The 21,514-nt window shown below is 43.9% G+C and carries 23 protein-coding genes; 3 read left to right on the top strand and 20 right to left on the bottom strand.

From position 1 onward, the window contains the following. Positions 1–191 precede the first annotated feature (191 nt). The gene (gene dpr, locus AC4HAF_RS09355; protein WP_491097546.1) at positions 192–725 is read right to left on the bottom strand and encodes a DNA starvation/stationary phase protection protein; all 534 of its coding nucleotides are present in this window, start codon (positions 723–725) and stop codon (positions 192–194) included. Between the two features lie 100 nt (positions 726–825). On the opposite strand from dpr, the gene AC4HAF_RS09350 reads away from it, so the two are divergent. Further along, positions 826–1,488, top strand: coding sequence for a prepilin peptidase (locus AC4HAF_RS09350; RefSeq protein WP_491097545.1), 663 nt, complete (start codon positions 826–828; stop codon positions 1,486–1,488). A 102-nt stretch (positions 1,489–1,590) separates the two neighbouring features. Here the strand turns inward: AC4HAF_RS09350 and AC4HAF_RS09345 are convergent, their stop codons facing one another. From AC4HAF_RS09345 to AC4HAF_RS09300, 10 genes are all read right to left on the bottom strand, one after another. Continuing rightward, positions 1,591–2,325: an FAD-binding protein gene (locus tag AC4HAF_RS09345; protein WP_491097544.1), complete on the bottom strand. Its 735-nt coding sequence runs from the start codon at positions 2,323–2,325 to the stop codon at positions 1,591–1,593. Next, a complete protein-coding gene (locus tag AC4HAF_RS09340; protein WP_491097543.1) occupies positions 2,304–3,413 on the bottom strand; it encodes an FAD-dependent oxidoreductase in 1,110 nt (369 codons plus the stop codon). Before AC4HAF_RS09340 ends, AC4HAF_RS09345 begins: the two co-directional genes overlap by 22 nt. A gap of 182 nt (positions 3,414–3,595) precedes the next feature. After that, positions 3,596–4,378 (bottom strand): tryptophan synthase subunit alpha, encoded by a 783-nt coding sequence (trpA, locus tag AC4HAF_RS09335; RefSeq protein ID WP_491097542.1) that lies wholly within the window; start codon positions 4,376–4,378, stop codon positions 3,596–3,598. Between the two features lie 4 nt (positions 4,379–4,382). Beyond that, positions 4,383–5,585: a tryptophan synthase subunit beta gene (trpB, locus tag AC4HAF_RS09330; protein ID WP_491097541.1), complete on the bottom strand. Its 1,203-nt coding sequence runs from the start codon at positions 5,583–5,585 to the stop codon at positions 4,383–4,385. Beyond that, a complete protein-coding gene (locus tag AC4HAF_RS09325) occupies positions 5,582–6,163 on the bottom strand; it encodes a phosphoribosylanthranilate isomerase (protein ID WP_491097540.1) in 582 nt (193 codons plus the stop codon). Before AC4HAF_RS09325 ends, trpB begins: the two co-directional genes overlap by 4 nt. Further along, positions 6,150–6,917 (bottom strand): indole-3-glycerol phosphate synthase TrpC, encoded by a 768-nt coding sequence (trpC, locus tag AC4HAF_RS09320; protein ID WP_491097539.1) that lies wholly within the window; start codon positions 6,915–6,917, stop codon positions 6,150–6,152. The genes AC4HAF_RS09325 and trpC overlap by 14 nt, the downstream gene beginning before the upstream one ends. After that, positions 6,910–7,917, bottom strand: a complete 1,008-nt coding sequence (trpD, locus tag AC4HAF_RS09315) for an anthranilate phosphoribosyltransferase (protein WP_491097538.1) — start codon at positions 7,915–7,917, stop codon at positions 6,910–6,912. Before trpD ends, trpC begins: the two co-directional genes overlap by 8 nt. Before the next feature lie 12 nt (positions 7,918–7,929). Continuing rightward, positions 7,930–8,499, bottom strand: coding sequence for an aminodeoxychorismate/anthranilate synthase component II (locus AC4HAF_RS09310; protein WP_491097537.1), 570 nt, complete (start codon positions 8,497–8,499; stop codon positions 7,930–7,932). Continuing rightward, on the bottom strand, positions 8,496–9,857 hold the full coding sequence (trpE, locus tag AC4HAF_RS09305; RefSeq protein ID WP_491097547.1) for an anthranilate synthase component I: 1,362 nt from the start codon (positions 9,855–9,857) through the stop codon (positions 8,496–8,498). Before trpE ends, AC4HAF_RS09310 begins: the two co-directional genes overlap by 4 nt. Next, positions 9,851–10,159 carry a chorismate mutase gene (locus tag AC4HAF_RS09300; RefSeq protein ID WP_491091544.1) on the bottom strand — a complete coding sequence of 103 codons (309 nt, stop codon included), beginning with the start codon at positions 10,157–10,159 and terminating at the stop codon, positions 9,851–9,853. The genes trpE and AC4HAF_RS09300 overlap by 7 nt, the downstream gene beginning before the upstream one ends. 706 nt (positions 10,160–10,865) lie before the next feature. On the opposite strand from AC4HAF_RS09300, the gene AC4HAF_RS09295 reads away from it, so the two are divergent. Together AC4HAF_RS09295 and AC4HAF_RS09290 are read left to right on the top strand one after the other, a co-directional pair. Further along, the gene (locus tag AC4HAF_RS09295; protein WP_491091545.1) at positions 10,866–11,603 is read left to right on the top strand and encodes a DUF975 family protein; all 738 of its coding nucleotides are present in this window, start codon (positions 10,866–10,868) and stop codon (positions 11,601–11,603) included. A gap of 149 nt (positions 11,604–11,752) precedes the next feature. Next, a complete protein-coding gene (locus AC4HAF_RS09290; protein WP_491097536.1) occupies positions 11,753–12,034 on the top strand; it encodes a putative quinol monooxygenase in 282 nt (93 codons plus the stop codon). A gap of 59 nt (positions 12,035–12,093) precedes the next feature. Here AC4HAF_RS09290 and AC4HAF_RS09285 read toward each other — a convergent pair whose 3' ends face one another. From AC4HAF_RS09285 to rsmD, 9 genes are all read right to left on the bottom strand, one after another. After that, on the bottom strand, positions 12,094–13,836 hold the full coding sequence (locus tag AC4HAF_RS09285) for an ABC transporter ATP-binding protein (protein ID WP_491097535.1): 1,743 nt from the start codon (positions 13,834–13,836) through the stop codon (positions 12,094–12,096). Continuing rightward, entirely contained in the window at positions 13,826–15,571 is a 1,746-nt protein-coding gene (locus AC4HAF_RS09280; RefSeq protein WP_491097534.1) for an ABC transporter ATP-binding protein, read from the bottom strand. The genes AC4HAF_RS09285 and AC4HAF_RS09280 overlap by 11 nt, the downstream gene beginning before the upstream one ends. A gap of 90 nt (positions 15,572–15,661) precedes the next feature. Then, on the bottom strand, positions 15,662–16,183 hold the full coding sequence (locus tag AC4HAF_RS09275; RefSeq protein WP_491097533.1) for a VanZ family protein: 522 nt from the start codon (positions 16,181–16,183) through the stop codon (positions 15,662–15,664). Then, complete coding sequence (rlmN, locus tag AC4HAF_RS09270) at positions 16,183–17,268, bottom strand: dual-specificity RNA methyltransferase RlmN (RefSeq protein WP_491097532.1); 1,086 nt, start codon at positions 17,266–17,268, stop codon at positions 16,183–16,185. Before rlmN ends, AC4HAF_RS09275 begins: the two co-directional genes overlap by 1 nt. Positions 17,269–17,375: 107 nt before the next feature. Further along, on the bottom strand, positions 17,376–17,915 hold the full coding sequence (locus AC4HAF_RS09265) for a YutD family protein (protein WP_491097531.1): 540 nt from the start codon (positions 17,913–17,915) through the stop codon (positions 17,376–17,378). Then, complete coding sequence (locus AC4HAF_RS09260) at positions 17,912–19,243, bottom strand: bifunctional metallophosphatase/5'-nucleotidase (RefSeq protein ID WP_491097530.1); 1,332 nt, start codon at positions 19,241–19,243, stop codon at positions 17,912–17,914. Before AC4HAF_RS09260 ends, AC4HAF_RS09265 begins: the two co-directional genes overlap by 4 nt. Positions 19,244–19,424: 181 nt before the next feature. Beyond that, on the bottom strand, positions 19,425–20,468 hold the full coding sequence (locus AC4HAF_RS09255; RefSeq protein WP_491097529.1) for a SepM family pheromone-processing serine protease: 1,044 nt from the start codon (positions 20,466–20,468) through the stop codon (positions 19,425–19,427). After that, entirely contained in the window at positions 20,446–20,946 is a 501-nt protein-coding gene (coaD, locus tag AC4HAF_RS09250; RefSeq protein ID WP_491091554.1) for a pantetheine-phosphate adenylyltransferase, read from the bottom strand. The genes AC4HAF_RS09255 and coaD overlap by 23 nt, the downstream gene beginning before the upstream one ends. Continuing rightward, complete coding sequence (gene rsmD / locus AC4HAF_RS09245; RefSeq protein ID WP_491097528.1) at positions 20,936–21,475, bottom strand: 16S rRNA (guanine(966)-N(2))-methyltransferase RsmD; 540 nt, start codon at positions 21,473–21,475, stop codon at positions 20,936–20,938. Before rsmD ends, coaD begins: the two co-directional genes overlap by 11 nt. Positions 21,476–21,514: the final 39 nt, after the last annotated feature.

Below are 21,514 nucleotides of genomic sequence, written 5' to 3'. Positions count from 1 at the left end.
AGGAAGGCCTTTTTATTTTGGTCAAATTCAAGTAAATGCCTTAGTTATTGTCACCTCAGGACATACTTTCTGGAGAATTTTAAAAAAAGACAAACCTCCAAAAAGAAGTTTGTCTTCAGTCTGAACCTGAGACATAAATCTCAGGTTCTTTTTGTGCGGGAATAGCTGTGCAGCGCATTCAGATTATCATTTTAAAGTCCCGGTGCTTGTCCCAGTTCAGCCTGCAGCATCCAGATTGTCTTTTGTGCCTGCGTTTGAGCAGCAGTAAAGATATCGTTAGAAACAGCGTCCCCTTCTTCATCGGTCACATCAAGTCCTACTTGATAAAGAGTGGACAGATAGCCATAAACCTCTACAAGACGGTTCAAATGATCAGCCATTGATTTATTCCAGCTTCCTCTTTCTTCTTCCAGCTTAGAATTTTCATCAAATTCCTTTAAAGTTGAAAACGGACTGCCGCCAATAGTAATCAAGCGTTCGCTGATTTCATCCAGATGCCCGTTTAAGTCATCCATCAACTCATCCATTTTCGGATGAAGGTAAAGAAAACCAGCTCCGCGCATGTACCAGTGTACTTGATGCACAATAGAAGCTGCCTTTGACAAGTCGGCTACCGCCTGATTGAGCACAGCCTTTGTCTTTTCTTTGCCTGACGTTCCTTTCTGTTCAACTTGATGCGTAATAGATGCATAGATATTTTCAACAAGTGTGTCTGTCTTAGTCATAGTAAGTCCTCCTTGTAACATATTTCATTTACATCTCTATTTTAGAACGATTCTAATTAAAAGGCAACTATTTTGCTTCCTTTTTGACGAATAATCAGATATGAAACTTTTTTTATTCTTTATCTCCGGTGCTTCATTGGGATCTTTTTTGGGCTTAGTTTTTGACCGCTTCCCGCAAGAGTCAATTATTTGTCCCCGCAGCCACTGCAATAACTGTCACAGATACTTAGCCGTGCGGGATTTGATTCCTGTCTTGTCACAAATTTTCAATAAAAGCCGCTGCCGCTTTTGCGGCTGTGCCATCCCTTTAAGGTACGCCTTCACGGAATTTTTCTGCGGTCTCATCGGTCTAGGTTTGGGACTCAGTCTGCTGGCATTTTCACAAGTGTGCCTGCTTTTGATGGGGATTCTTCTGTCCCTTTACGATCTGAAAGAGCAGACCTATCCTCTTATTGTATGGCTGGTATTTACTGGTTTGCTGCTCTTTTTTTATCCTTTAAAGCTTATCAGCATCATCCTCTTTTTGTTCGGGATTGTTGCTGCTCTAAAAAACATCAGTATTGGCAGCGGTGATTTCCTTTATCTGGCAACCCTGTCCCTATCACTTAGCTTTCAGGAAGTCGTCTGGCTGATTCAGCTTGCCAGCCTGGCAGGGATTGCTTCTTATTTTTTCTGTAAAAAGCAAGCAGAGAGTCTGCCTTTTGTGCCCTTTATTTTTCTGGCCTACAGCGTTATTTTGCTGCATCAAATAATCTCAGTTTGATACTTTGTACAGCAATAAAAAACAGCGAAGCACAGGCTGCCTGTGCTTGAGAGCCATGGGGCCTGATTTCGCTGCTTTTTTCTGTCAATGTTACTATTTGAGCTAACTGTGCAATAGGTGCTGTGCAGCCTTACGTCCTTGGTGCACAATACCGGAAATAGCTGTACCTGATCCCGGATAATATCCGGCAATCCAGCCGCCCGCATTCAGACCAGCTGCGTACAGATGCGGAATAGCTTTGTCAAACGGGTCTAAAACCTGACAGTCAACATTAATTTTAAGACCGCCGATAGAACCAAGATTGCTGGCAGAGTTCTTATAAGCATAAAATGGGGCTTTTAGAGCTTTCAAACCCGTACGGCGTCCAAATGCCTGATCAGTACCTGTTTCCATTGCTTTATTCCATTCCTGAATTGTTTCAGCAAGGTTGTCCTTAGGAATGCGGAGCAGATCTGCCAATTCTTCTGCTGAATCAGCCTTGATCACATGTCCGGCAGCAACATCCTCTGCTAAGCTTTCTGCTGTCCAGGCACTGCCTGCTTCCTTGATTGAATTGTCATCAAAAATCATATAAGTAGGAGCCATAAACTGCTTTTCCTGTTGGAAAATAGCCCGGTATTGATAGGCATAGGTCGCATCCTCACAGACAAAACGCTTGCCTGCTCCATTGATAAAAATCAAAGGAATTGTTGGAATTTGGTTGTTGGTAGCATTGCCTGTCTTACCGCAAAAATCAATGCAGCCGCCCATACCGGTTACTGCTGCACCGGCAGAAAGTCCCATTAGAATACCGTCGCCGGTATTCGTTTTTGCTGTTAAAACCGTATTAAAAGCCAAATCGTTGAACTGCTGAGGATTGTAAGCCTTAGCAAAGCAGGGTTATGATCAACACTGGCTGTTGCCAACAGAACTCCCTTCTTTGCAGCAATCAGCTTTTTCTTTCCGCCAACAAGAGCAGCAACACCATGGATAGCCTTACTTTCTTGATCCTGAATTAAAGAGACTACTGTTGTATTATATTCCATCTCGGCACCGGCTTTAAGAGCTTCTTTGAAGAGTGCCTGAGTCAAAACGACACCGTCTCCGCCTTGACCGCCATTTTCATAGACGTGGATACGGTCCGCAAAAATATCATCCTTAATATAAGGAATATGACTGTGCCCATAGACAGAAGTCCACTTGATTCCCATCTGGCTGAGCCATTCGATATTTTTTGGCGCACCTTGGGCTAAGTCCCTTACCAAATCAGCATCTATGACATTTTCGCCCGCTTTAATCCACAATTCGGCATGTTTTTCAGGAGTATCTTCCTGATAAGACGTGAGCGCTTTTTGATAAGGCGTTCCTGCTGCCTGAACCACACCGCCGGAATAATTCGTTGTGCCGCCGGCAATACCGGCCTTCTCACAAATCAGAACAGACAAGCCGCCGTGTGCTGCCTCAACTGCTGCAGACAGACCGGCACCGCCGGAACCTACAACAACCAAATCGTAGCTGGCATCGTATTCTGAAACCTGATCCAAAGGAGTGACAGGCTGAGCCGATGAGGTGTTTTTCACTTCCTGAATAACGGCCAGAGACGGACTTGTCACAGCATCAACGTCAGGCTGAACGGCATAGGGATTGTCTGATTCAGGATCGAGAGCTTCTTCCTGACTGATTTTTCCTGCGTCAGCAGCCAAAGCTTTTTGAACGGCATTCTTAAAAGCAAGACTTGAAAAAGTTGCACCTGATACAGCATCAACATCGGCGGTTCCCTGTGCAAGCATGGCTGCTTTCATTTGGGCAATTCCCAGATCTCCAACCAAAGCTTTGCTGCTGTGTTCACTGTCTAAAGACTTAATTTTACCGTCTTCCAGACCGACAGTAACCTTTAATGGTCCGTGAAAGCCCAGAGCTGCGCCTTTTACTGTTTTTTCTACCATGTTTTTGACTTCCTTTCTAAATAAAGATAAAACGCTTTCATCTTTATTATACGACTTCTGATCTTTTTTAGCTGAGAAAAAACTAACAAATTTCTTATTTTATTAAAAATCAAAGGACACAAAAAAGCGGAAATAAGACATCATTTTGACCGCATCAATAATCCTCTTTCCGCTTTTTATTCTTATTTTTGATAATGACTGCCGAATTTGATAAAATCTGCTATTTCCTGCTTTTGCCCGTCATGCAGAGCCTTAACAATTTTGGAACCTACAATAACGCCGTCTGAAACCTTGTTAAAACGCTCAATATCAGCAGGACTGGAAACACCAAAACCTGTTAAAACAGGGATCGGAGAAAGACTGCTCAGCCGTTTTAAATGCTGATCCAAATCTTCACGGTAGCTGCCTGCCTTACCAGTCACACCGTTGACGGCAACAGCATAGATAAATCCTTGAGCATCCTCAATCAGCTCTTTTTGGCGATCCAAACCGGTTGTCAGACTAACGAGGGGCACTAGAGCAATGTCAGTGTTTTTAAGATAGGGTTTGATAAAATCTTCCTGTTCATGCGGTAAATCAGGGATAATCAAGCCTTTAACCGAAGTCTTTTTTAGCTCTTCAATAAAGCGCTCGATACCGTATTGGAAAACAGGGTTGAAGTAAGTCATGATAACAAGCGGAACCTCAGTCTTTTTTTCTTGGAGCAGACTGACAATCGCTGACATCGATGTTCCCTTAGCTAAGCTGCGCTGACCGGCCAGCTCAATGACAGGACCATCAGCTACAGGATCAGACCAAGGGATACCTATTTCGATAGCTGATACTCCTTGTTCTTCCAGAAAAGAAATGGTCTCAAAAAGACCGCCAAGACCTTGGGGATGATCCCCTGCCATGATGTAGGGAACAAAAAGTCCTCGGCCGTTTGCTTTAATTTCCTGTAAATGTGCTGTTAATGTTTTTGCCATGATTTTATTTTCCTTCCTGCTCAAAACGTTCTTTGACCTGCATAACATCTTTGTCTCCGCGTCCTGACAGACAGACAATAATCGCTTTATTCGGCCCCAGTTCTTTGGCAACTTTTTGCGCTAATGCAATAGCATGGCTGGATTCAAGAGCGGGAATGATTCCTTCCAAACGAGACAGCAGTTTAAAAGCTTCCAAAGCTTCTTCATCAGTAATAGAATCATAGGTTGCCCTGCCAATTTCATTGAAATAGGAATGCTCAGGTCCTACACCCGGATAGTCAAGACCGGCCGAAATAGAGAAGGCTTCCATAATCTGACCGTGTTCATCTTGAAGGACATCCATCAGAGCACCGTGAAGAATTCCGGGACGCCCCTTGGCAAAGGTAGCCGCATGCTTATCGGTATCAAGTCCAAGTCCGGAGGCTTCTGCCCCATACATAGCTACACTCTTATCATTGACGAAAGGATAGAAGAGCCCGATAGCATTTGACCCTCCGCCAATACAGGCTAAGACAGCGTCCGGCAGCTTGCCGCCTGAAATATCGGCATACTGGCGTTTAGCCTCTCTGCCAATAACTGACTGAAAATCCCGAACAATTTCCGGAAAAGGTGCCGGTCCTAAAGCCGATCCCATAATATAATGTGTATCATCAATATTAGCTACCCACGAACGAAGCGCAGCATTGACCGCATCTTTAAGGACACGCGAGCCGTCTGTCACCGAATGAACCTTGGCACCAAGCAGTTCCATGCGAAAAACATTGAGTGCCTGGCGTTTGACATCTTCTTCTCCCATGTAGATAGTGCATTCCATATCAAAGAGCGCAGCTGCCGTTGCAGTGGCAACACCGTGCTGTCCTGCACCTGTTTCGGCAATAATTTTCTTCTTGCCCATGCGTTTAGCCAGCAGCACCTGACCGAGAGCATTGTTAATTTTATGGGCGCCGGTATGATTGAGATCTTCGCGTTTCAGATAAATTTTGGCGCCTCCGATATGGTCTGTTAAACGTTTGGCAAAATATAAGGGGGTCTCACGTCCCACGTAATCTTTAAGAAGGGCCGATAGTTCTTTTTGAAAATCAGGATCAGCTTTGGCTTCACGGTAAGCTTCGTCCAATTCAATAACCGCTGTCATCAGGGTTTCAGGAATGAACTGGCCTCCAAAATTTCCATAAAATCCTTTTTCATTTGGCTGATTATAAGTCATTTTTTCACACTTTCTATAAATTTTATAATCTTTCGGCTGTCTTTTTGACCGTCTGTTTCAACACCCGAAGATACATCAACAGCATAGGGAGAAAAGCAGCGGATACACTCCTTGACATTGTCTGCACTTAAACCGCCTGCAATAAAGAAAGGCTGCTTAATACATTTATTTTGGAGCAGCTGCCAGTTAAAGGTTTGACCGCTCCCTGCCAAGGGAGCATCAAAGAGCAGATACCGAGCCTTGCTTGATACAAGAGCTTCTTCATTGGTCACTTGGACTGCGCGGATCATTGGAACTGAAATCTGATTTATCAGTTCTTCATCAAAGTCTCCGTGCACCTGCACCAAGTCCAGCGGAACTGTCCGGACAGCTTCTTCCAGTTCCTTTAAACTCGGGCTGACAAAAACGCCGACTTTTTTGACTGTCTCCGGAATATCTCCCGCTAATTTGTTAGCTGTCTCAAAACTGACCTGACGCTTGCTGGGAGCAAAAACAAAACCAATATAATCCGCTCCGCCGCTGACTGCTGCAAGCACAGCGTCCCGGCTGGATAAACCGCAAATTTTAACTTTTGTCAATAGCCAGCTCCTTTATCTTATCTGCAATACTATCTGCCTGCATCAAAGCCGTACCGACAAGAACAGCATTGAAATACGGCGCAAGCAGCTCGCTGTCTTGGCGACTGAAAATACCAGACTCTGACACGTAGACCCGGTCATCGCGAAAATAAGCTGATAGTTCCAGACTGGTATTGATATCAACTTCAAAGGTGACCAAATTGCGATTGTTAACACCGATAATTTGAGCACCGATTTTGTGAGCTCTTTCTAATTCAGGCAAATTATGTGTTTCGACCAGCACTTCTAAACCTAAGCCGGTCGCAAAGTCATACAGTTCTTTGAGACGCTGCTCAGACAGAGCTGCAGCAATGAGCAGAACCACCGTCGCACCGGCATTGCGGCTGCGCACAATCTGTTTCTCATCAATAATGAAATCTTTTGCCAGAGTTGGAATCTGCACTTTTTGCGAAATATCAGCTAAGTATTCAATACTTCCCTTAAAGAAGACCTGATCTGTCAGAACGGAAATCATTGCAGCACCGGCTCTTTCATAGGCTGCTGCCTGCTTGACAATATCCACATCAAGATTGATATCTCCCATGCTGGGGCTGGCCTTTTTGACTTCAGCAATAATCTGCAGCTGATGAGCGTGTTCCTTTAAAAAATCAAACAGCCGATAAGTTTTGCGAAGAGGCCTTAGCTCAGGCATTGTCAGTGCTGCCACTTCTTCCTTTTTTTGTTTTAAAATGGTTGGTAGAAATTCTTTAGTCAACTTGCGCCTCCTGTAATGCCTGCAGCTTAGCATAAGCTTTCCCTGATGCGATAACCTCCCGTGCCAAATCAACCCCTTCTGCCAGAGTATCTGCTTTGCCATTGGCAAAAAAGCCAAGACCGGCATTAAGAACAGCTGTTTCAAGGTAGGGACTGGGTTCATTTTTTAAAACGCTGATAAGAATCCGAGCATTTTCCTGAGCATCACCGCCCCTGATATCATCCAGACTGACCTCGGGCAAACCCAAATCCTTAAAACTAAAACTGCCCTGCGAAATGTTTCCTTTGTCCAGCAAGGTATAATGATTAACCCCGTAAAGCGCAGCCTCATCCATATTGTCAGGCCCCGTGATAATAACAGCGCGTCTGCGGCCGAGAAGTTTTAAGACCTGAGCAAGATCATGCTGTAAATCAGCCTGATAGAGCCCCATGAGCTGCGTGTCCAGATTCATCGGATGGGTCAAAGGACCAATGAGGTTCATAATGGTCGGAATCCCCAAGGCCTGTCTGGCAGGAGAAATATAGCGCATAGCCGGATGCATCTTCTGTGCGAAGAGAAAGGCAATCCCTGTCTCATCTAAAACCTGAGCCAGTTTTTCAGGCGGCAGATCAACACTGATTCCTAAGGCTTCCAGCACATCAGCAGAGCCTGATTTTGAAGAAATAGAGCGGTTGCCGTGTTTAGCAAGATGGATACCGCCCCCCGCAAGAATAAAGCTGCAGGTCGTTGAAATATTAAAGCTGAATGACCTGTCACCGCCCGTGCCGCAGTTATCCATAGCATCCTGTGCCTGACTGGGTATTAGGACGGCATTTTCTTTAATAGCCTTGACCAAGCCTAAAATTTCTTCGGGGGTTTCCCCTTTGATTTTTAAAGCCATCAAAAATGCTGCTATCTGAGCCTCCGACAGCTGACCTCTTAAAATTTTTTCAGCGACGGCTGTCATCTGATTTTCTGATAAATCTGCTTGAACAGCTAATTTTTCAAAGATTTCTTTCATTGTATATCCCTTCTAAATGGTTCCTGCTATCTTGACAAAATTCTCAATCATTTTCAAACCTTGAGGAGTTCCGATAGATTCCGGATGATACTGCAAACCGTAGATCGGCAGCGTCTTGTGCTGGATAGCCATAATTTCTGCATCGTCTGTGGTTTTGGCAACAACCTCAAAATCCTTTGGCAGCTCCTCAACCGCAATAGAATGATAGCGCATAATATCAAGCTGATTTGGCAATCCATCAAAAATCGGACAAGGAACTTCAAGAAACATCTGACTTTGCTTGCCGTGCATAACCTGATGAGCTAAACCCAAGCGCCCGCCAAAGCTTTCAGCAATAGCCTGATGTCCCAAACAAATGCCTAAAATCGGTTTCCTTCCCGCAAAATCTTTAATCACATTTTCCATTTTACCGGCAGCGGCCGGCCAGCCAGGACCCGGAGACAGGACTAGGGCATGCGCTTCATCAGCCGTTTGATAAAGCTCTGCCGCATCATTTCTAAGCACTTTGACATGAGCAAACTGTCCTAAGTACTGGGCTAGGTTGTAAGTAAACGAATCATAGTTGTCAACCAGCAAAATCATAGAACTTCTCCTATTCTCGTCATAGCTTTGGCTTTGTTAATAGTCTCATAGTACTCATTTTCAGGGATGCTGTCATACACAATTCCGGCACCGGCCTGAACATAGGCCTTATGATTTTTAACAATCATTGTCCGGATGGCAATGGCAAAATCCATATCACCGCTTGCTGACAGATAGCCGATCGCACCGGCGTAAATACCGCGTTTTTCCTTTTCCAATTCGTAAATACGGTTCATCGCACGGATTTTTGGAGCACCCGAAACTGTTCCTGCCGGAAGTGTTGATTTAAGAGCATCCATGGCGCTTAATTCCGGCAGCAGTCTTCCCTTAACCACACTGGTTAAATGCATGACATAGCGGAAAAATTCAACGTCCATATACTTGGTCACTTCCACAGTACCAACCTCAGCAATCTTCCCAATATCATTGCGGCCAAGATCCACCAGCATCCGATGTTCGGCAGTCTCTTTAGCATCTGACTGTAAATCCTCTGCCAGCCTTCCGTCTTCTTGTTCGTCTGCTCCCCGCGGGCGTGTCCCAGCGATAGGATTGGTCGTCACTACCCTGTTTTTGACAGAGACTAAACTCTCAGGACTGGCACCGATAATCTGATAATCGCCAAAATCATAGAAATAGAGGTAATTGGAAGGATTGGTCACGCGCAGATTTCGATAAAAATCAAAGGGCTTGCCCTTAAGGTCAGCTGTAAAGGACTGACTGAGCACGCACTGAAACATATCTCCCTGGCGGATAAGCTGCTTGGCCTTTGTCACCATCTCCTTAAACTCACTTTCTTTCAAATGATTCTTAAAGGTCAGCGGATGCAGATCACGTTCTGAAAATTCATCGTCAGACTGTGTTTTCAAATCTGTCAGAATCCTCTCAAGAGCAGCTTTCTGAGCGGCTTGGCTTCTGTGGCTGTAGATATTCTCCTCAACAACAGCCACTTTTTCTTTTTTATGATCGAAAATCAAATAAGATTCATAAACAAAAAAGTGCATATCCGGCGTGCCTATACTGTCCTTGGGAATCTGACCGATATTCTCATACAGGCTGATCATATCGTAACCAACAAAACCAATGGCTCCGCCGTTAAAAGGCAGGTCCTGAGATTTTTGCGCTTTGACTGTCAGCTGACTGAAGTAATCTAAAGGATCGCCTTCAACAACTTGGCCGTTTTCTGTCAGGCTGCCGTTTTCAAACTTAACTTCAAAAACAGGATTGTAAGCGACGATTGAAAAACGGGCATTCTCTTTTTCTCTGGGGATGGACTCCAAAATCACCTTGTGCTCACCCTGCACGCGCATGTAAGCAAGGATTGGAGTCAAAATATCAGCATTTAATATCTTTTTCACGATAAGTCTCCTTTTTTGTTCACTTCCTGATTGCTATTGACTTTAAGTTCTAAAGCTGTAAAAGATTCAATCATAACTTGCCAGACAGCAAGCACAACATCTGCTGATAGGCCTAAGGTTTCTGCCTCCTGCTGTCTGCTTTGAAGAACTTGTTTTACTCGTTTAGGGGCAGCGACAGCCGCTGTGTTTCTGACAGGCTTTAACCGCCCAATCTTTTCAACCATCTGCTGGCGCTCTGCCAATAAAACTAATAATTGATGATCTAGCTGATCAATTTGATTTCTGAGTTTCTGAATACTTGCCATAACTATCACCTGTTTTTTACATTTTTGAATAAATCATAAAAAGAAGACAAACACCAGTATTTCCCAGACACGAAAAAGCCCCCACACAGAAAAATCTGTGTGAGGGCGTTAAATCTAGCTAACACGGTGCCACCTCAATTAACGGGACAGACAGTCTTTCCCCGTCATCTCTATCTCCTCCAACAAGGAGCTGCACGGTAAGGAGTGCCAACCTGAAGACTATGTTTTATCTCCACCTATTAGAATTGTAATAAAAAACCTCACACAGAAAAAACATCTGTGTGAGGGCATTATACCAATAACGCGGTGCCACCTCAGTTGACAGAAAATCCACAATCTTTCTGCCATCTCTATCTCCTCTAACAAGGAGCCGCACAATAAGGAGTGCTCACCTGAAAACTATTGCTTATTTCCAATTCTAAACAATCAGCCCAATTTCACTCCCATCAGCTGCTTGTTCACAACCGCCACAAGCTCTCTGAAAACCTCTGAGAGGTACTTTTCTGATTTGTTTATGATTATACACTTTCTAAAAAACAAATGCAAGCCCTATTATAAGCTTTTTTTGCCAAATTTCCAAAAAATCAGAATTTTTCTATGTGAAAAGTTTTCAAGCACCAATACTTTGATAGGTGAAATTGTCTTTCCCTTCAAAATATGCTATAGTAAAACTACTTTATCTTAAACTGCTAAGGAGATTTTTATTATGTCCAAAACCAGAGCTGAATTAAAAACGGAGGCGAAACAGCGTCTTCAAGGCAATTGGGGCTATGCTGTCGGCCTATACGCCCTGCCAACTCTCACTGTCTCAGCCATTGTCTGGGGTTGTGCACTGATAGTTGCCGTGCTTGCCGGATCACTAGCGGTAGCTATCAGTGAAGAAGCTGCCATCTGGGCAGCAGCACCCTTGTTGATACTTATCGGCCTTGCCTTCTTTGTCTGTACACTGACTGTGGAGGTTGGCATTACTTTGGGATTTCTGGACTTTTTCAGAGGAAAAAAACCAACCTATACCCAAGCCAGTACTTATCTTTTAAGAGAAGAGCGCTTTGGAAAATTTTTCTGGACCGATCTGGTCATGGTGGCTTTTATCTATTTATGGTCATTTCTCTTTATTATTCCGGGAATCATTAAAAGCTGCAGCTATGCAATGACCAATTACATTATCAAAGATAAACTAGAAAAAGGCGAAGCATTGACTCTCACTCAGGCTATCACTGAAAGTCGGCAGTTGATGAACGGGCACAAATGGGAATACTTTGTCCTTCAGTTAAGTTTCATTGGCTGGGCCATCTTAGCCAATTTAACACTCGGTATTGGTTATCTGTGGTTAATTCCTTATATAGAGACAACAGCTGCTGCTTATTACCAAAATTTAAAAGAAACTTCCGCTTCAGCACCGCTCGCCAATAATACAAGCCAAACTGCTGCTGTATCGGCTTAGCCTTTCAAAAACAGTATATATTCACCACAAGGAAGTCCGGCGGCTTCCTTGTTTTTGTTTGCAAAGATAACCTTTTTAAAAAGCCTGCAGTCTTTAAAAATGGTATAATGTAAGCGACAGCAACAGTCCCTTAAGAAAGGAGTTTACCAATGAAAATCATCAATGCCGTATTTTTTATTAAAGCTGACAAAAGAGAAGCATTTTTAGCCGATATCACTCCTTTGATTAACTCCTCGCGCGCAGAAGCCGGGAATCACGGTTACCAGCTTTATGAAGCTTTGGATTTGCCCAATCAATTTGTCATGGTTGAAGAATGGGAAAACCAAGCTGCCATTGACCAGCACAACACCAATCCGCACTTTCTTCAGTTAATGGATCATTTAAAAGATTACAGTACCGCCGACCCTGTGATTAAGGTGGCAGATCAGTAAAAAGATGTAAAAAGAGAAGAACAAAATCACTTGTCCTTCTCTTTTTTAATTTCTGACGGTCAGTCCATCATACCTGCCTGCAGCTGGTACATTTTATAGTAGGTGCCTTCTTTGGCCAGCAGCTCATCATGAGTCCCGGATTCGATAATTCTGCCCTTATCAAGAACATAAATACAATTGGCATCTTGGATGGTTGACAGCCGATGGGCAATAGCAATCGTGGTACGCCCTTGGCGCATTTTAGCTAAGGAATTTTGAACAATCTGCTCCGTTTCTGAGTCAATATTAGCAGTCGCCTCATCAAGAATCAAAATTTTCGGAGCACTGGCAACCGTTCTGGCAAAAGCCAGCAGCTGGCGCTGTCCGGTTGAAAAGCTGGAACCGCGCTCACTGACAGGCTCATCATATTTCTGGGGCAGTTTTTGGATAAACTGATCGGCATCAACAAACTGGGCCGCGGCTTTAACGTCTTCATCGCTCAAATCCTGATACATCTTGATATTGGATTTTATAGTTCCATGGTAAAGGAAAGGTTCCTGCAGCACCAATCCGACATTTTTTCGCAGTTCTTCCTGACTGTATTTTCTGATATCAGTTCCGTCAATTGTGACTTGGCCCTTTTGAAATTCGTAAAAACGCATGAACACATTGATGATTGATGATTTTCCTGAACCGGTTGAGCCGACAAAGGCAATCGTTTGGCCTTGACCGACCTTAAATGAAATGCGGTCTAAAATTTGATTTTCCCCGTCATAAGAAAAAGAAACATCTTTGAATTCAATATTTCCGGCAGTAATTTCAGCAGTGCTTGCTTCCTGACGGGGTTCATAGCCTTGTTCATCAATCAGATCGAAAACACGGCCTGCCGAAATCATAGAGGTTTGTAAGGTTGAAAAGTTCTGCGTGACTTCGATCAAAGGATCAAAAAGGCGGTTAATGTACTGAATAAAAGCATACATCATGCCGGCTGAAATGCCGATTGCCTGCCAATTAAAGCCGAAATAAGCCATCAGCAGAGCATAGGCCAGCAATTTCAAAAGAGACATGGCCGGGCGCAGAAACAGACTGTCCAAGGCCATTGAGCGATTAGCGTAATGAAAATGCTCTTCGTTGATTGCTTCGAATTCCGCCTTTAAACGCTCTTCCTGACCGAAGGCTTGGATAATACTGATCCCTTCAATACTTTCAGACAGATTGGTATTGATATCGCTGAGCAGACTGCGCGTTTTAGCAATGACGCTGACAGACTTTTTGCGATAGAGATTGACCAAAATAAAAATAAAAGGAAGAAAGAACATGACAAGAAAGGTCAGGCGGTAATTAAGCATCAGCATAGTGTAGAGGGTCACACTGAAAATAAAGATGGCAGAAATAAAGCTGGATAAAATGCCTGAAAACATTTCACTGATACTTTCTGTATCATTGGTCAGCCGTGAGACAATGGACCCTGCCGGTGTCTTGTCAAAATAAGACATCCCCAATCTTTCCATATTGGCAAAAGCATCTTTACGAATATCGCGCACAACACTGAAAGAAACACGGGCAAAGAGCAGATTTCCCAAATACTGTAAAATAGTCTGCAAGACATAAAGAAGATAATAGCCCAGCAGCAAGAAAGCGGCCGCCTGATTAAAGTCAGTCAGAAAATGATCAATAAAATAAGAGGCAACCAAAGGAACGATACTTTTAACCACTGTTGTTGAAAGAAGAAAGAACAGCGCGAAAAAGGTCAGCCACTTATAAGGTTTCAAATAAGACATCAAGCGCAGAAAAACACGGCCTTGGTGTTCGTTATTCTTCATCACTGTCTCCTTTCATTTCCAATTGCTGAGCCTCATAGGTTCTTGCATACCAGCCGCCTGACTGGATGAGGTCATCATGGCGTCCGCGTTCAATAATGTGGCCGTCCTGCATCACCAAGATAAGATCAGCATGCACGACTGCACTCAGCCGGTGGGCTGTTATGAGAGTTGTTTTATCCCGGCGGGTCTCTTTGAGGTTATCAATAATCGCATGCTCAGTCTTAGCATCAACCGCTGACAAGGAATCATCCAAAATAAGGATATCCGGATTTAAAATCATGGCCCGGCTCATAGCAATACGCTGCTTTTGACCGCCTGATAAGGAGACCCCTTTTTCACCGATAAGGGTGTCAAAGCCCTGAGGCATAGCTGCAATATCATCGTAAACCTGAGACAGCTTGGTAGCTTCTTCAACCGATGCCATACTCAGCTGAGGATTGCCAAAGCGGATATTCTCTAAAATGGACATGGCAAAGAGAACCTGATCCTGCGGTACATAACCGATAAGACTGCGCAAATCTGCCAAACGGTAGTTTCGAATATCGTGACCGTTGAGATAGATAGCGCCTTGGTTAACATCATATTCACGCAAAAGGAGTTTAAGAAGGCTGGTTTTGCCGGAACCGGTCTGCCCGACAATTCCCAAAGTCTGTCCTTTTTCCAAGGTGAAATGGATGTTGCGGAGTGTCTCTTCATTATCATAGGTGAAGTGCTCGATAGCATACTCCAAGCGGCCATTTTGAATCTCAGGCAGAGGATTTTCGGGATCTTTAATATCAGATGTCTGCGATAAAAGGCTCATGATACGCTCATAGGAAACCGCCCCGCGCTGCACAATATTAAAGAGAAAACCTATCGCCATCAAGGGCCAGACCAGCATATCCAAATAAGTCACAAAAGTCACCAGACTGCCGACCGTTACTTGGTTATTTTTAACAAAAAAGGCACCGACCAAAAGCGTTAGCGTATAAGAAGCCCCTACAAACAAGAGTACCAAAGGATCAAACATGCTGTCATATTTCATAGTTGTCATGTTTTTAGCAAAGGTCATCTCGTTTGTTTCCTGAAAAGCTGCCAACTCATCTGCCTGATAGCCGAATGACTTGGTTACCTTGATGCCTGAGACACTTTCCTGAACCTTATTATTAAGCTCTGAGAAGGCTGCCTGAGAATGCTTGAAGCTCTCATGCGTCCTGCGTCCCAGACGGCTGGTCGCAAAAGCCATCAAAGGCAGAGGAATTACCGCAATCAAGGTCATCTGCCAGGAAATGCTGAAAAACATGGTCATCAAGGTTACCAGAGCTGTAATTGAAGCATCAACGGCCGACATAACACCGCCCCCTGCCAGACGCGTCAGAGAGTTAATATCATTGGTCGCATGGGCCATCAAATCACCTGTCCGGTATTTTTGATAAAAAGAAGGAGACATTTTCGTAAAGTGCTCAAAAAGGCGGGAACGCATGATCTGTCCCAAACGATAAGAAGTCCCTAAAATATAAATGCGCCAGACATAGCGCAGACCGTACATGGCAAAGGCTGACAGCAACAGATAAAAAAGATCCCACAAAAGCATTTCCTTTGTCAGACTTTTACGAGTAATATGGTCGATAACATGCCCCATGACCTTGGGCGGAATCAGGTTGAGAACACTGACCAAGCTAAGAGCCAGTATCCCAATCAAATAACGGCGTTTTTCCAGTTTAAAAAACCACCATAAATTTTTAATAACAGACATCTTTGCCCTTTCTTTTAATCATCATAAGAAAAATCCCCCGGAATGAGGGAAAATCACATTACTATTATAAACCTTGGAGTTTACTCTAAGTCAAACAATCTGACTGCTAATTGGCTTTTTGATTTTTCTTTGCAATGTTTGATAAGAATAAAAAGCTAGAATGCCGCCCAAGGTATTTGTCCACAGATCGTCAATTTCAAAAACGCGGTTGACCTTAAAAAACCAATCCAAAAGAAGCTGGCTTATTTCAATAAAAAGGCTGACACTAAAACTGAGCACCGCAGTCCTTTTTAAACTGCGGACATTTTTGTTCAGCAAAAGTAAACATAAAATAAGGGGATACAGCAGCAAAACATTGCTGATGTTTTGCCCTATGACCCAAAAGAGCTGCCATAAGCTCTTTATCTTTCCCAGACTGACGAGCGAATTAAAGGGAGTCAAAAGAACGACAAGGCGCCCGAAGTGCTGAACCCCCGGCGTTTTCATCTGACTGAAAGGCTGCGGCAAAAAGCACATAGCACAGACAGCCAGAATATAGAAACAAAGCAAACATCGGATTATTCTTTTGGCCAAAGGTGTCAGCTCGCCGTTTTTCTCGCAAAACCGCAACATTACTGAGCAGCCTCAGCGATAGCTTTTTGACGGTCGCGCTTCATTGTATTTGAGCGCAGCTGACCGCAGGCTGCATCAATATCCGTTCCATGCTCCTGCCGGACAACACAGTTAACGCCGTTTTTCTTAAGCACGTCATAAAAGGCATCTACGCGCTCCTTAGGACTGCGGCTGTATTGATCGTGCTCAGTCACAGGGTTGTAAGGAATGAGATTGATATAAGACAGCTTGCGGATTTTCTTGGTTAAATCGGCCAGCTCTTGTGCGTTTTCAGGAGTATCATTGACGCCGTTAAGCATGATATACTCAAAAGTCACGCGGCGGTTGGTCGTTTCAATATAGTATTCAATAGCCGCAAACAGTTTTTCTAATGGGAAAGAACGGTTGATCCGCATGATGCTGGAGCGCAGCTCATTGTTGGGTGCATGGAGCGACACTGCCAGATTAACCTGAACGCCTTCATTGGCAAATTCTCTGATTTTATGAGCCAAACCTGATGTTGATACCGTGATATGGCGGGCACCGATTGCAAGGCCCTTGTCATCGTTGATGGTTCGTAAAAACTTAATAACATTATCGTAATTGTCAAAGGGCTCACCGATTCCCATGACCACAACATGGCTGACACGCTCGCCCTGACCGCGTTCGTCAAAATATTTCTGAACCAGCATAATTTGAGCAGTGATTTCTCCGTTATTGAGATCCCGCTGTTTTTTGATCAGGCCGCTGGCGCAGAAGGTACAGCCAATATTGCAGCCGACCTGTGTCGTAACACAGACCGAAAGCCCGTAATGCTGACGCATAAGCACCGTTTCAATCAGCATACCGTCAGGCAGTTCAAAAAGATATTTGACCGTTCCGTCGGCAGATTCCTGAACAACGCGCTGTTTAAGCGGATTCAGGCAAAAATTTTCCTTTAAAACAGCTACAAAATCCTTGGAAATATTCGTCATTTCTTCAAAAGACTGAACACGCTTGCGGTAGAGCCAATCCCAAATTTGCGCAGCTCGGAATTTCTTCTCGCCGTGTTCTACTGCCCAGTCAATCAATTCATCACGGGTCAGCCCGTAAATAGATGGTTTCATAATTATTATCAAGAGCCTGACAGAATTCAGCCAGTCTCTATAAACTGCTGACCGCCGCTGCTAAAGTTTTCATGGCAGCTAAGCACCTGTCCGGTTCTTTGTCCTTTCTACTTTTCCTTTTTTCTGATGACAAAATTTTTCTTTGCCTCATGAATTTCCCGCAAGGCATCACGCTCTTGTGTTTTTTCTTGGCGAAGTCTGTCGGGATTCGTCCTAGTATTTTTGTTGAAGCGTTTTTTTCGGCGATTATCGCGGCGCCTGCGCCTTTGTGAATTATCTTCTTCAGACTTGATTTCCTTAGGGTTTGGATTTTCCAAAACAAAATAGGCACAGCCAAAATTGCAATATTCTTTGAGATAGTCATCTAAATAGCCGATATAAGGGTGTTTATGTTTGGCTTTAGGCGCTTCCTTGTAAAATCCCTTGAGCCGCAGCTGCTCATTGCCCCAATCACCGACAATATAATCATATTTCAGCAGAATCTCTGAAAAACGCTGGCTGAATACAGTGGCATTAAAGGCATTTTTGACATTTTCTAAAATCAATAAATCTATCTCATCACTCTTAACATGATTGTCAAAAGTTATAAACTGAGGCCCGGGAAATTTGTTGTAATTATACATTTCCGGGGAGATATCTTTTCTCATAGGTCTCCTCTCAGATATTTTTCTACTGTCTGTCTCAGCAAATCAGGAAACAGCAGCCGGCCCTTACGTGAATTAATGCTGCTGAAGTAGGGAGCAAAATAGTACTGATCCACTAAAACAAGACTTAATTTATCTTTTTTACTGGTAACCTTATTATTATACACTATTTTTCCATTTTTGTAAGTAAAACCACTCGTCACAACCTTGCCAAACTGACGGCCGCGAAAGCCCATACCGCGAATCTGCTGATTAGCCAGCAGGTCAGCCTGAGAAAAAATATCCCGGCAGATTTCTAAAAGCTCTGCTTGGCTTACTTGAAAGGTTACTAAACGCATTTGATGCGGAAGGGATTGATGAAGGCTGGCTTTAGTCACTGTCGGCCCAAAAGGCTCAACAACTAAGCCTGTATTAATGATGGCGATATCGGCAGCAACCGACTGGACCATAGCCTCCATGACCATCTCCGCACATTCTTCAAGGGTTGGTTTGCGCGAAAGCCGGCAGACCAGACTTTGTTCAAGCAGGCTCTGTCCCTTGTTCCATAAATCTGCTGTAAAAGCAGCATCATCTTTTTGAGCATCCAGATCACTAAGCGGCAGAGCCTCAATGCTGATATCTGTTAAAACATGATTATCAAAATCAAGGTCTATCTGCCCAACATGGTCTCCGTAGCGTCCTGCTGCCGCCAAGTAGGTGCCGTTGACCGCCTCTCCTTCTTCAAACACATGATGGGTATGAGCACCGATAATCAAATCAATCTCAGGCACTTCACGCGCTATTTGCTCATCTAAGCGAATGCCCAGATGGCTCAGTAAAATCCGAAAGTCTGCTGCTTGAACAGCCGGCAGAGCTAAATCCCGCTTGAGGCAGGACAGGGCATCGTGAATCTGCCAGCCATTTGGCTTGTAAGTCCGGTAATAAGGAAAGGTGTAAGCCAGAAGAGCTATCCTCGTTTTCGCCTTGGTTTCATAGATTACATAAGGATGGGCCCAAGTCGGACGCCCGTGCTGGTCCGTAAGATTTCCCAAGATGATTTGAAAATCAGCCTTGCTGTATAGCTGATTCATCTCAGGTTTAGCCAGACCGATCCCTTCATTATTGCCAATTGTTGCAAAGTCTATTTTCAAATCATTCATCAATGCCACATTGGCAGCCCCGGCTGTCGCATCTGTCAAAGGATGGCTCTTGTCAACATTATCACCCAGGTCGCATCTCAGCACTTCCTTATCTGTTTGCGACTGCTCATCAAAAAAACGCTTGATCTTGGGATAAGCCTCGAAATGCGAATGTAAATCATTGATATGCAGAATTCGAATACTTTCTTTCATGCTTCTATTTTAACACTTTCACAGCAGATATAAAAAGATAAGCCATGCCGGACGAGTCCGCCCCTGCCTTACAGGGGCAAAACTAAAAGGTCTGCTCACACATAAAGCAGACCTTAAATCAATCTAATCTGGACTCTTTGCACTTAGGTTAAAAATTCAGAAGGTACACCTTATCCCGCCTTTAATCATGATTTCTCAGATAGTCGATAGCATCTTCCACACTTTTAACGGGAACAATTTTCATTTTGGTGTCCAATTTTTTGGCAGCCTGTTTAGCTTCCTGATAGTTGGTAAGAGCCTTGGAATTTTCTTTTAAGACAGCCTTGTCCAGAGGATTGTCGGGTACAAAGAAAATATCGGCATCAATCTTATCTGCCGCTGCAACTTTCAGGCCGGCTCCGCCAATATCTCCGACCTTGCCGTCTTCCTCAATAGTCCCTGTTCCTGCGATAATACGGCCCTTGCGAAGATCTTCATCCACCAGCTGATCGTAAATATCCAGGGTAAACATCAAGCCGGCACTCGGTCCTCCGACACCGTCAGTGCTGAATTCAATCTTATCATCAGAAGACACTTTGGTATGGTCAACCAAGCCGATACCGATACCGTTTTTGCCGTTTGATAATTTGACAATCTTGCCTTTAGCCGTTTTCTTCTTGTTTTCAGAGGTGTACTGGACACTGACCTTGCTGCCTAATTTTTGACCAGAGACGTATTTGATCAGTTCTTTGGAGCTAGAGAAAGTACGGCCGTTAACACCGGTGACCGTGTCCGCAATGTTTAAAATACCCTTAAAGGTCGAATTTTTACTGACATTCAGGACATAGACCCCCATGTAATCAAGGCTGGCTTTTTTATCAGCTAAATTGAGGGCTTCATAGATAGCACCATTTTGCGAGGTTTCCATGTAAAACTGGTTAATGCGCATGTAGTCTGCATCACTGACACCGCCGGTTGTTTCCTGAGCACTGGTAATTTCAGTAAAGGGTGTCAGCCAGGCATAAACAACTTGAAAGACCGTTGCCCTGCTCACCCCGACGGCTACAAAATTGTAGGAACCTTTTTCTTTGTCTTCTTGATCATTAACCGTCAAAACCGTACGGATATCATAAGCCCCGCCCGGCATCTCCATGTAGTAGGGCAGAGGGATAAAAAAACAGCCTAAAAGTAAAAGAACACCTAAACAGCTAATTAGCCACCATTTATATTTTTTGATTGTTTTCAAACATTTTCTCCACTTCTTTAGCAACACTTACCGGCACATATTTTTTAATATCTGACTTAAAATAAATCAGCTCACGCACATGTGTTGAGTTAATATACTTCATGTCTAATTTGGTCAGCAGGTAAACCGTCTCTAATTCCGGTGCCAATTCCCGATTAAAAAAGTCTAAGCGGGCTTCATGTTCCAAATCCTCAGAACCGCGCAGACCCCGAACCAGATGAGTTGCTTGCAGATCTCTGGCCACATCAACAGCCAGAGAATCACGCGCCCTTATCACACTGACATTTCCCAAACCAGCCACAGCCTCTTCCAGCATTTTCTGACGGCTGTCTATATCAAACAAGCCTGTCTTATCTTTATTGTAAAAAATACCAACATAAAGCTTGTCAAAAAGTTTTCCGGCACGTTCAATAATATCCACATGCCCATTTGTCACAGGATCAAATGATCCTGCAAAAAGTCCAATTTTATCTGACATAAACCGTCACCTTTGATATTCCATAAATTTTTTGTTTCCAAATGCCCAGCTCTGCAATTTCCTCAGGCAAATGAATGGCCTTGTCCGTTTCACAGACCACCATGACATCGTCTGACAGGAGCTTGCGCCGGCAAAGTTCTTCAATATTTTTGACAATTTCTTCCTGGGCGTAGGGAGGATCCAAGAAAACCAGATCGAATTTTCCGCTCAGGCGCTCCAAAGCACGCGCAGCTTCCATTTTCAAAAGCTGAAACCGGCTCTCTTCCTTGGTCATTTTTATATTGGCCTGAACAATAGCCTGAGCCTTGCGGTTTCTCTCCACCAAGACAGCACTGTCCATCCCCCGTGAAACAGCTTCAATCGCAAGACCGCCGCTGCCGGCAAAAAGATCCAAAACACGGCCGCCGCTAAAGTAGGGGCCAATCATATTAAAAACAGCTCCCCTCACCTTGTCTGAGGTCGGACGGGTTGTCTTTCCTTCCAAAGTCTTTAATGGCCGCCCGCCATAACTGCCAGAAACAATTCTCATGTGTTCCATTATATCAAAAATGAGAAAAATTTTCGCATA

This window comes from Streptococcus sp. ELY_90 (assembly GCF_058314475.1).
This window is presented reverse-complemented; position numbering and strand designations above follow the sequence as displayed.

Coding starts and splice junctions, on each gene's coding strand:
- AC4HAF_RS09265 (WP_491097531.1), bottom strand. CDS start 17,915: ATGAGAAAAGATATCTCCCCGGAAATGTATAATTACAACAAATTTCCC.
- rlmN (WP_491097532.1), bottom strand. CDS start 17,268: ATGAAACCATCTATTTACGGGCTGACCCGTGATGAATTGATTGACTGG.
- trpB (WP_491097541.1), bottom strand. CDS start 5,585: ATGACTTATAATCAGCCAAATGAAAAAGGATTTTATGGAAATTTTGGA.
- AC4HAF_RS09350 (WP_491097545.1), top strand. CDS start 826: ATGAAACTTTTTTTATTCTTTATCTCCGGTGCTTCATTGGGATCTTTT.
- AC4HAF_RS09300 (WP_491091544.1), bottom strand. CDS start 10,159: ATGGCAAGTATTCAGAAACTCAGAAATCAAATTGATCAGCTAGATCAT.
- AC4HAF_RS09295 (WP_491091545.1), top strand. CDS start 10,866: ATGTCCAAAACCAGAGCTGAATTAAAAACGGAGGCGAAACAGCGTCTT.
- AC4HAF_RS09285 (WP_491097535.1), bottom strand. CDS start 13,836: ATGAAGAATAACGAACACCAAGGCCGTGTTTTTCTGCGCTTGATGTCT.
- AC4HAF_RS09260 (WP_491097530.1), bottom strand. CDS start 19,243: ATGAAAGAAAGTATTCGAATTCTGCATATCAATGATTTACATTCGCAT.
- AC4HAF_RS09280 (WP_491097534.1), bottom strand. CDS start 15,571: ATGTCTGTTATTAAAAATTTATGGTGGTTTTTTAAACTGGAAAAACGC.
- trpD (WP_491097538.1), bottom strand. CDS start 7,917: ATGAAAGAAATCTTTGAAAAATTAGCTGTTCAAGCAGATTTATCAGAA.
- coaD (WP_491091554.1), bottom strand. CDS start 20,946: ATGTCAGATAAAATTGGACTTTTTGCAGGATCATTTGATCCTGTGACA.
- trpA (WP_491097542.1), bottom strand. CDS start 4,378: ATGGCAAAAACATTAACAGCACATTTACAGGAAATTAAAGCAAACGGC.
- dpr (WP_491097546.1), bottom strand. CDS start 725: ATGACTAAGACAGACACACTTGTTGAAAATATCTATGCATCTATTACG.
- AC4HAF_RS09310 (WP_491097537.1), bottom strand. CDS start 8,499: ATGATTTTGCTGGTTGACAACTATGATTCGTTTACTTACAACCTAGCC.
- AC4HAF_RS09290 (WP_491097536.1), top strand. CDS start 11,753: ATGAAAATCATCAATGCCGTATTTTTTATTAAAGCTGACAAAAGAGAA.
- AC4HAF_RS09275 (WP_491097533.1), bottom strand. CDS start 16,183: ATGTTGCGGTTTTGCGAGAAAAACGGCGAGCTGACACCTTTGGCCAAA.
- AC4HAF_RS09340 (WP_491097543.1), bottom strand. CDS start 3,413: ATGGTAGAAAAAACAGTAAAAGGCGCAGCTCTGGGCTTTCACGGACCA.
- rsmD (WP_491097528.1), bottom strand. CDS start 21,475: ATGAGAATTGTTTCTGGCAGTTATGGCGGGCGGCCATTAAAGACTTTG.